The 8,370-nt window shown below is 41.1% G+C and carries 8 protein-coding genes; 2 read left to right on the top strand and 6 right to left on the bottom strand.

Annotated elements, in window-relative coordinates:
• Positions 1 to 215 precede the first annotated feature (215 nt).
• The 3 genes from ED312_RS06460 to ED312_RS06450 form a co-directional block, all read right to left on the bottom strand.
• Positions 216 to 413 carry a hypothetical protein gene (locus ED312_RS06460; RefSeq protein WP_123215197.1) on the bottom strand — a complete coding sequence of 66 codons (198 nt, stop codon included), beginning with the start codon at positions 411 to 413 and terminating at the stop codon, positions 216 to 218.
• A gap of 114 nt (positions 414 to 527) precedes the next feature.
• Complete coding sequence (locus ED312_RS06455; RefSeq protein WP_123215196.1) at positions 528 to 908, bottom strand: DUF6876 family protein; 381 nt, start codon at positions 906 to 908, stop codon at positions 528 to 530.
• A gap of 75 nt (positions 909 to 983) precedes the next feature.
• A complete protein-coding gene (locus ED312_RS06450) occupies positions 984 to 1,322 on the bottom strand; it encodes a single-stranded DNA-binding protein (protein WP_123215195.1) in 339 nt (112 codons plus the stop codon).
• Positions 1,323 to 1,926: 604 nt separating this feature from the next.
• Here ED312_RS06450 and ED312_RS06445 point away from each other — a divergent pair.
• Complete coding sequence (locus ED312_RS06445) at positions 1,927 to 3,777, top strand: amidohydrolase family protein (RefSeq protein ID WP_123215194.1); 1,851 nt, start codon at positions 1,927 to 1,929, stop codon at positions 3,775 to 3,777.
• A gap of 525 nt (positions 3,778 to 4,302) precedes the next feature.
• On the opposite strand, the gene ED312_RS06440 is transcribed toward ED312_RS06445, so the two are convergent.
• A complete protein-coding gene (locus tag ED312_RS06440; RefSeq protein WP_123215193.1) occupies positions 4,303 to 4,716 on the bottom strand; it encodes a hypothetical protein in 414 nt (137 codons plus the stop codon).
• A 471-nt stretch (positions 4,717 to 5,187) separates the two neighbouring features.
• On the opposite strand from ED312_RS06440, the gene ED312_RS06435 reads away from it, so the two are divergent.
• Positions 5,188 to 5,520 (top strand): YegP family protein, encoded by a 333-nt coding sequence (locus tag ED312_RS06435; RefSeq protein ID WP_123215192.1) that lies wholly within the window; start codon positions 5,188 to 5,190, stop codon positions 5,518 to 5,520.
• A 39-nt stretch (positions 5,521 to 5,559) separates the two neighbouring features.
• On the opposite strand, the gene ED312_RS06430 is transcribed toward ED312_RS06435, so the two are convergent.
• Both ED312_RS06430 and ED312_RS06425 read right to left on the bottom strand, forming a co-directional pair.
• On the bottom strand, positions 5,560 to 6,102 hold the full coding sequence (locus ED312_RS06430) for a hypothetical protein (RefSeq protein WP_123215191.1): 543 nt from the start codon (positions 6,100 to 6,102) through the stop codon (positions 5,560 to 5,562).
• Positions 6,103 to 6,632: 530 nt separating this feature from the next.
• Entirely contained in the window at positions 6,633 to 7,892 is a 1,260-nt protein-coding gene (locus tag ED312_RS06425) for a tyrosine-type recombinase/integrase (protein ID WP_170164456.1), read from the bottom strand.
• Positions 7,893 to 8,370: the final 478 nt, after the last annotated feature.

Genomic DNA, 8,370 nt, shown 5'->3' with positions numbered 1-8,370 from the left:
CGAGCAAAGCCATTATGCCGTAGTCTTTTGATGGGAATATTTTTGAAGGGCTATTTTGCGGCCAAATAAGGGATAGGGGTTCCTGCGGACTTCCACGGCCTTGGCAGGCAGTCGTGACCCCGGTTGATTTTTGGGTGTTCGATCCTCCCAAAAATCAAACTGGGACAAAAAAAGACCCTTGGGATGGCAAGGGTCTTGGGTGGTGTCCGTCGTGTTCAGATATTGAACACGTAATCGTAGGTGTACAGGTTGCGTATGGCTTCCTGTTCAACCAGTTCATCATAATCGAGATATTGGGTCTTGGCATAGTTGCGCAACTGTTCCCCGAAACGGCTTTCCACTTCCTCTTTGGACATGGAAAGTAACCGCTGTTGGGTTTCCAAATCGAGGTTGTTATAATTCAAATAAACCATCGTTTTAAATTTAAGGTTACTTACAGGTCGTACAGGTTGGGGTCAAAACCCTCGGGGTAGTCCCGGGGGTCTTGTTGCTCATCCAACCAGATTTCAAATTCCGTCTTTTCCATTTTAATATTCACTTGGGAGCATCAGGGTATTGTCCACAAAGTACAACCGCAGTTTATCTAACGGAAAATCGGTCACGCTGTAACGGTGGGTTTCAAGGATATGCCCATTACCGTCACCATAAATTATTACCGCCTCGCATTGTTGTTCCGCCCGTTCCCGTTCGGAGAGCTGTTTAAAATCGACAGTTATAAAATAGCTTTTGCCCATCAGACTTTTGGCAATGACCGATGCATCCATAATCAGCCAGTAACAGCCTGCGGCATTTGCCAAAAATTTCAATCCATCGGTATATCGTGTACGTATCAACGGGATGTGGTAGAACATTTCCGAGCCGTGGAAATGTTGCAACCCTGTTTTGATTTCATTAGCTTTGTTATTCATTGCTTATTGATTTAAAGTTAATAGTAATGATAAAGAGGGTGCTCCTTTCGATGGTTACACCCTCTTTATATTTGTTTAATCGTTACCGCCCAATAGCAGGATTTCATAGACTACCACTTCGGTAACGTAACGTTTTACACCTTCTTTGTCCTCATAGGAACGTGAAGTCAACTTGCCTTCAATGGCAATTTCCCTGCCCTTGTCCACATACTTTTCGATGATTTCGGCGGTCTTGCCCCATGCCACCACGGTATGCCATTGGGTGTCGGTTTGTTTTTCGCCCTTGGCGTTTTTGTAGTTCTCATTGGTAGCCAATGATAGGCGGGCTACTTTTTTCCCGCTGTCAAGGTTGGTAATGGTAGGTTCCTGCCCTACGTTTCCGATTAACTGTACTTTGTTTTTAATGGTACTCATAATACAAGATTTAAAAGATTAATAATTTCCCTTTTTCCGTACGCAATTGCGCTCAAATTTTAAGGGGGTGTTTGTTTGCTTCTTACGTGCAGAGCACAATAAAATAAGTGGGTTCTGTCAAGGCTTTTGGGAGGAAATCAGGAGTGTCCGCGACGTAGTTTTTACCGAAGGGTTAAAAACAAGGAAGCAGAAACCTTATTTGTGAGCAAAACCTGCTTGGCCTTGACGGGTTCCATAAGGGCATTAGGAATTCTTTTAAGCCCGTTTGTGTTTGAGCGTACCGGCAGTTAAGCGAGAAAAGCAAATGGGGTTATATTAGAATTACTTATGCCATGCCTGTTTTTCGATGCCCCGAAAAACAACAAAGGCTTCTTTTATTATGAACCCCTTAAAATTGATGGGGCCCAAGCCTTGGTTTTCCGGCATTCGACAAGCAAATCCCAGAGAAGGATTTGCCGAGAATGGTACTTGGGAAAATTTAGGGTTGGGTAGGGCAGGGGCATTGGCATTACTAATTGTCCAATTATTGAAACTACTTATAAACTAAGGGGTTTCTGTAACATTTTATTGAGTTAATAGTCTTTCTTGTATAAAAGTCAATACCATGAAGAAATTAGTTTTTATTTTCCTTGGAGTTTTATTGTTCCCTGCCTGTAACAAACCCCCAAATTATGATTTAGCAATACAGAACGTAGCCGTTTTTGATAGCAAGAACAAAAAAGTACTTAAAAACAAGACGGTTTTAATCAATAAGGACAGTATAGCGGCCATAATCAATGCTTCACAGGAATCAAATGCAATCCATGTTATTGAAGGCAACGGCCGTTTACTTATCCCCGGATTTATTGATACGCATACACATCTTGGCCAACTATATGCCATAGGAGATGATGTGGCTCCAGAATATATTGATGACTCGTACCGTAAAAGGCTGTCAGAAACTTATTTAAAATACGGTACTACTACCATTGTAAGTATGGGAGATCCTGAAGAATGGATGGATATTGCACTCAACTGGCAAAAAAATCCGTCCCCGGATTATCCCAACCTGTTCATCAGTGGTGGAGCCTTAATTTCCGATGAAGAACGGGAACCTGTTCAACATCATGTAGAAATTTTAAGCCCTGAAGATGGTAAAAGGAAAATCCGCGAATATGCCGAATTAGGGGTAAAACATATTAAGCTGTATTCGAGGTTGCGCAAGCCCGAAATGAAGGCCATTCTCAGTGAAGCCGAAAAACAAAATATAAATGCTTCCGGTCATATACAATTTAGGGAAACCGTTCCAGATGCGGTGGATTTAGGGCTTAAAAATTTTGAACATTTTTTCACTTTGGTATCCAGTGTCTTTGATTACGGGAATCATTGGGAACCATTTGTCAAAAAATATAAATTGGAACGGACAGGGACCTTGGATGAGTTTGCTGCCGATATGGCATTGTTTTTTGATTATATAGCAAACACGCCTGAATTAAAGGCCAAAATGGATGCCTTACTGGATAAAATGGCTAGTGAAGGTGTTACTATAAGTACGACAATAAACGTTCTGGCCTCTGCTACAGGGGATACGGATTTCTATACCTCATTCAATAGTTTTCCCTTAAGAAGTACACCGTATATCCCAACCAACACGGATAGTTTTAGAGAACAGGCATCCATAGGGTTCGGTACCATGATGAAGGTCCTGAAAACAGCACATGATAAGGGAATCAAGATCAGGATAGGCACGGATTGCAAATACGGTGGCAGGGCACTCTTGTCAGAACTCATGCTTCTTTATAAGGCGGGCTTTTCTATTAAAGAGATTCTTCAGATAGCCACATGGAATGGAGCTGAAGCCATGAAAATAGCAGCTGAATATGGTTCCATAGAAGTAGGGAAAAAGGCTGATTTAGTACTGTTTGACAAAAACCCGTTTACAAACCATGAAAATTTCTTATCAAAAAAAACGGTCATAAAAGGTGGAAAAGAATTTGTCCCTAAAGAAAACAAGATCCAACAAATGTTGGCCAGGATAAATGAAAAAGGAGTGGCAACGGCAATTCAGTGGTATAATGGTTCTGAGGAAAAACCCCTGAACGGGATCGAATTAAATGAAGTGGGACATCAATTGTTAAAATCGGGCAATGTAAAGGAAGCCATAAGTATTTTTAAGTTGAATACTGCCTTTTTCCATAATCGAAAGGTCTATGCCACCCACCATTTTATGGAAGAGAGCCTAATTGATGAAGGAAAATATTTATTGTATAAAGAAATGAATAAAGAAGCGGTTGAAATTTGCGAATATACAGTTGGAATGTTCCCGAATTCATCAGCAGCCTATCAAAGTTTGGCAGAAGCTTATTTGGCCGATGGAAATAAGGAGTTGGCCATTCAGAACTATAAAAAGGCGATAGAACTTGACCCTAAAAACAATTTAGTTATCCAAGCTTTAAAGAGATTGTCGAAATTGTAAACAACAACAAATGCTCTTTCAGGAAAAAGGGAGCAATTTTTAAAGAAGGTTCTTAAGTGCACAATGGAAGTTCCGGTCCAGCGGACTTAACCCATTCCTATTTGTGTGCCAATAATTAACGGGAATTGCAGTGTTACATTCCAGGGTTTTCCGGAATGGGTCAAAAGGAACGGGAACAAATAGGAGTGGGTTGTGTCCAAGACCTTTTTGACGAAGCGCTTTTCCCGGATTGAAGAGAAACGGAAAGTAGGGGAATGGGCTGAGGAATAGGTGTATTTTAAAATGGGAACAAAAAAATCTGAATTTCGAATTAAAAGAAACATTTTATAAAAATCACCATTAACCATTTAAGGGCAACGGCAGAACTTTCTAATGGAGAATCTACATTTTTTAATTGGTAGCGTAAGTGTAAAAACTTGACCCATTTTCACGCTAACAACGCTTCACACAAAGCCATTACATCTCATTCAGACATAAAAAAAAGCCTGTCCGGTAAGGACAGGCTCTTTCGGAAAGGTAAAGACCTTATAGTTCAAATGATACGATCTCATTTTCAAGTTCCCCTTTCCGTGTTTCCAATGTGGATTGCAGATGGACAGAGACCAACTGAATCAGATTGGAATTGGTGGTCTTGAATTCCATTCCGTGGGAATCCCTTAGATAAAAGGAACTGGAATCCCCCTGATTGTAATTGAACTTGGTCAATTCGTTCAGGGTCTGTACCAGGCGTTCCCTTTGGGTGGCCAATCCACGCAGCTTCTCAAACTTTTGGATACGGTCATCCAGGTTTACGGGAGCCTTATCGGTTTTCTCCGCTTCCCTTGCTTTTGTGGTTGCGGATGGTTTGCCGATGGCTTCTTCGGCCAATTTCTTTTTTACTTCTTGGGATGAAGCGGTTTGCTTTTTTGCAATTCCGTTTTGTTTTGCTTTTGTTTCCATAATAATGAAATTTTAAATTAAACAATATTTGAGCACAACCCAAACGGAAGACAAAATTTTGGAGGGGCAAGGAAACGGAATAAAAAGAGAGGCACGAACGGTTTTATGCCGTCCCTTGTTCGAGAAACATTTTGCGACGTTTATCTTTCGGTAATATTGTATGAATACTTACTACGTACTGTTTATTCTATTGAAGACACGACTAAGGCGGACTTAACCCGCTCCTTTTTGTGGCAAGTGCAATGTACCGTTCCAGGGTTTTCCGGAATGGGTTCAACGAAACGGGAGCAAAAAGGAGTGGGTTGTGTCCAAGATCCCTTACCGAAGCGCTTTTCCTGAAATGGAGCTTGTCGGAATGCAGGGGAATGGGCTGAGGATTTTTCTTGCCTTAAGGTATCATCATTTCGTTTACAATGGGAAAAATCAACTTTTTTTAATATCTTTTCAGAGTTAATCATAAAACCATTACTTATGCAAAAATTTGAAATTTACACAGACAAAGGGGGCGAGTTTAGATTCCGTTTAAAGGCTGCCAACGGACAGAACATTCTGGCCAGTGAAGGCTACAGGGCCAAGGCCAGTTGTACCAATGGTATTGAGTCCGTCAAACAGAACTCCCAAGATGACAGCAAATATGAGCGTCTGGAATCCAAAAACGGGAGTCCCTTCTTTAACCTAAAGGCTACCAATGGGCAAGTAATCGGGACCAGTGAGATGTATTCTTCGAAAAGTGCCATGGAAACCGGTATTGCATCGGTCAAAAAAAATGCTCCCGGAGCCACTATCGATGACCTTACCCAATAAGGGCCATGACCAAATTTGTGAAAGCTATAAGGCTGTCCTTTACAGGGACAGCTTTTTTTGGATTGCAGGTTCTTCTGCAGTGGGTTTGTCCACTTTCAGCTTCTTCTTTAGGGCCTCCCGTCTTTTTTCGTAAATCCATACCCGAAGCCGTTTTAACAGGGTCTGCTCGTAATTGGACAGGTTCTCCGGTGCTATCCCCGCCATGGCTTCCATTTGCCCGGCATGCTTGAAGGTCTTTGCATATTGCAGCCCGCACCAGGTATAGATGTTGGCCCATTCACTTTGTATGGGGGCCTCAAAGGTCCGTGGCATCATATAGGCCACCACTTCGGTCAGGGAGGCCATCCGCTCCCCTTGCATCTGGGTGAGTAGACGTGCCAGGGTAATGTCCTTCAGCAAGAGTTTTGGTACAACGTCCTGCCAGGAGTTCGGATAGACGATAATGGGACTGCTCAGGCAATCCATAAAGTCGAAAACAAAATCCGACTGGACCTTTTTAATGGATTTTTGTGTAGGTTTGGGATTTGCCACGGGCTCTAGCTCGAAGCCAAAATCAAGTTGTTGCAGGTCTGGATGTTCCATAATAACTGTTTTTAGGATTCAACAATATTTTCAGGGATTTCCAAACGGAAGAGAAAATTTTGGAGCGGCAAGGAAACGGAATAAATAGTGACGGAGGAACGGCTTTATGCCGTCCCTTGTCCGATAAACATTTTCCGGGTTTAACTTGTGTAAATATTGTATGAATAATCACTACGTTCTACATATTTTATGGAAGTACAGTTAAAGCGGACTTAACCCACTCCTTTTTGTGGTAAGTAAGGTGTTCCATTCCAAGGATTTCCGGAATTGGTTCAACGCAACGGGAGTAAAAAGGAGTGGGATGTGTCCAAGACCTTTTTAACGAAGCGCTTTTCCCGGAATGGAGCTTGTCTGAATGTAGGGGAATGGGCTGTTTGTCTGTGATGATATGAATTAATCTTTAATAATTGATTATTTGGAATTTATGGTGAAAGGAAATGTGAAAAACCGGATTCGTTTTGAAGTGAAGTAAAAAAATGCTATTCAAGAGCTAGAAAAAAGGAAAGAGTTGAACGAATTAAAAGATTCATTCAACTGACAACCTTTTCGTTCGCCTCGTCCAAGACTTCATTGTGGAAATGCTTGAGATATATTTCTGTGGTTTTTAACGAGTTATGCCCCAGGCTTTCACTGATGACCTCGATGGAAACCCCTAAAAATTTAGCGATGGTTGCCCAGGAATGCCGTATGGAATAGGTCGTTAAATTTTGTTCGATCCCGGCATCCGCACCGATGATCTTTAACTGCTTGTTGACACGCCTTCTATGGGACATATAATGCTTATAATTTTCCGGGCTTCCATCATATCCGACCGGGAAGATAAAATCATCTTCTTCCTTTTCCCCAACAAGATAATAGCTTAGGATTAGGGCGAGTTCTACAGTAATTTTTACTGAGAGGGGTTGGCCGGTTTTGCTCCGCCCGTACCGCAATCGGTCATTATCTACATCCTTAACCTTTAATTTAGCTAGGTCTATAAAATTCATCCCCCGGCAATTGAACATGACAAGCACATAGTTTTTGGTATGCCATATCTCAGTTCCCTTCCCATATTCCAAATCTCTAATGGCCAATAGCTTTTCTTTGGAAATAGCTCTTTTTTTCGTTCTGGTGGTACGTGGAATCTTGTAGTGCATAAAAGAGTTTTTGATAGGGATGAACCTATCCTCTTTAATGGCACTGTTGTAAATGGATCGAATGCCCCGTAAATAGGCGCTGATACCATTTTTTGAATTTCCCAAATGATCATGATGTGCCTCAAACTCCTTAAGAAAGGTAACTGTGATATCGTAGAGCTTGATATCCTTTCCCTTATTGAACTTCTTTATGGCATTGATTGCACCTCTGTACCATTTTGCCGTTCCCGGTTGGTTGGCTTTTAATTTCCTGTTGATGATTACCTCTCCCCATTCCTCAAGGGACAGGGTATTGGTTATCTTTTGTTTGATAGTGGAATTTTCCTTTTCACTCCATGCAATTTTAATATGTTCCACCAAACTATCCACAGTAATGGTATTGAGGGTATCACCAAGCTCATCGATAAGTTTCTTTGCAAGGTGACATCTATCATAAATGAGTTTATTGATATAATCACAATCCTGGCTTTTGTTTACCAAAACAGATTTCTTAAATTTATGATTGGAATTGTCCCATCCATGCATGGAAGTGTAATAAGGTAAACGGATAAGACGCTGCCTTTTATGGAACAACCGTAGTGCTACGGGATACAATCCAGAGGTAGCACTTTTTGATGATTTTCTAGTGTCCAGTATAAGTCTTATGCGGGCCATTTTTATACCTTGTTTTCCCTTAAAGTTAGGTAAAAAAATGCATACTTTGTGCATACTTTTTTTTGGAATGAATTGGTTTTAAAGCAAAACAAAAAGCAATTGATTTTATGTAAGATATTGATATTGAATATTTTAATTAGATAATTTATTTTTAATTAAATTGTTTTTCAAGGACTTCTAAGCAGACGGTCACAGGTTCGAATCCTGTCGCGATCACTTCACGGGACAAAGAGGAAAAATCCTTTTTTGTCCCGTTTTTGTTTGGAGGTAATTCTGATCAAGTCTAACGCTTTTTGTTTGACCAAGGATCAATCCCAACAACTATTCATGCGTATATTTATTCCCGGGTAAGCCTGAATAGTGTCATTTAAGGGATTGGGTATACGCCGAACCGGTTTGGGTTAGCGGCTAACCCATTCCCTTTAGCGGTCAACATAACCCGGTTAGCCGCTTAAGCAATTACGTATGCGGCGTAACC

Source organism: Sinomicrobium pectinilyticum (assembly GCF_003725735.1).
Classification (GTDB): domain Bacteria; phylum Bacteroidota; class Bacteroidia; order Flavobacteriales; family Flavobacteriaceae; genus Sinomicrobium; species Sinomicrobium pectinilyticum.
This window is presented reverse-complemented; position numbering and strand designations above follow the sequence as displayed.

Coding starts and splice junctions, on each gene's coding strand:
- ED312_RS06460 (WP_123215197.1), bottom strand. CDS start 413: ATGGTTTATTTGAATTATAACAACCTCGATTTGGAAACCCAACAGCGG.
- ED312_RS06455 (WP_123215196.1), bottom strand. CDS start 908: ATGAATAACAAAGCTAATGAAATCAAAACAGGGTTGCAACATTTCCAC.
- ED312_RS06450 (WP_123215195.1), bottom strand. CDS start 1,322: ATGAGTACCATTAAAAACAAAGTACAGTTAATCGGAAACGTAGGGCAG.
- ED312_RS06445 (WP_123215194.1), top strand. CDS start 1,927: ATGAAGAAATTAGTTTTTATTTTCCTTGGAGTTTTATTGTTCCCTGCC.
- ED312_RS06440 (WP_123215193.1), bottom strand. CDS start 4,716: ATGGAAACAAAAGCAAAACAAAACGGAATTGCAAAAAAGCAAACCGCT.
- ED312_RS06435 (WP_123215192.1), top strand. CDS start 5,188: ATGCAAAAATTTGAAATTTACACAGACAAAGGGGGCGAGTTTAGATTC.
- ED312_RS06430 (WP_123215191.1), bottom strand. CDS start 6,102: ATGGAACATCCAGACCTGCAACAACTTGATTTTGGCTTCGAGCTAGAG.
- ED312_RS06425 (WP_170164456.1), bottom strand. CDS start 7,892: ATGGCCCGCATAAGACTTATACTGGACACTAGAAAATCATCAAAAAGT.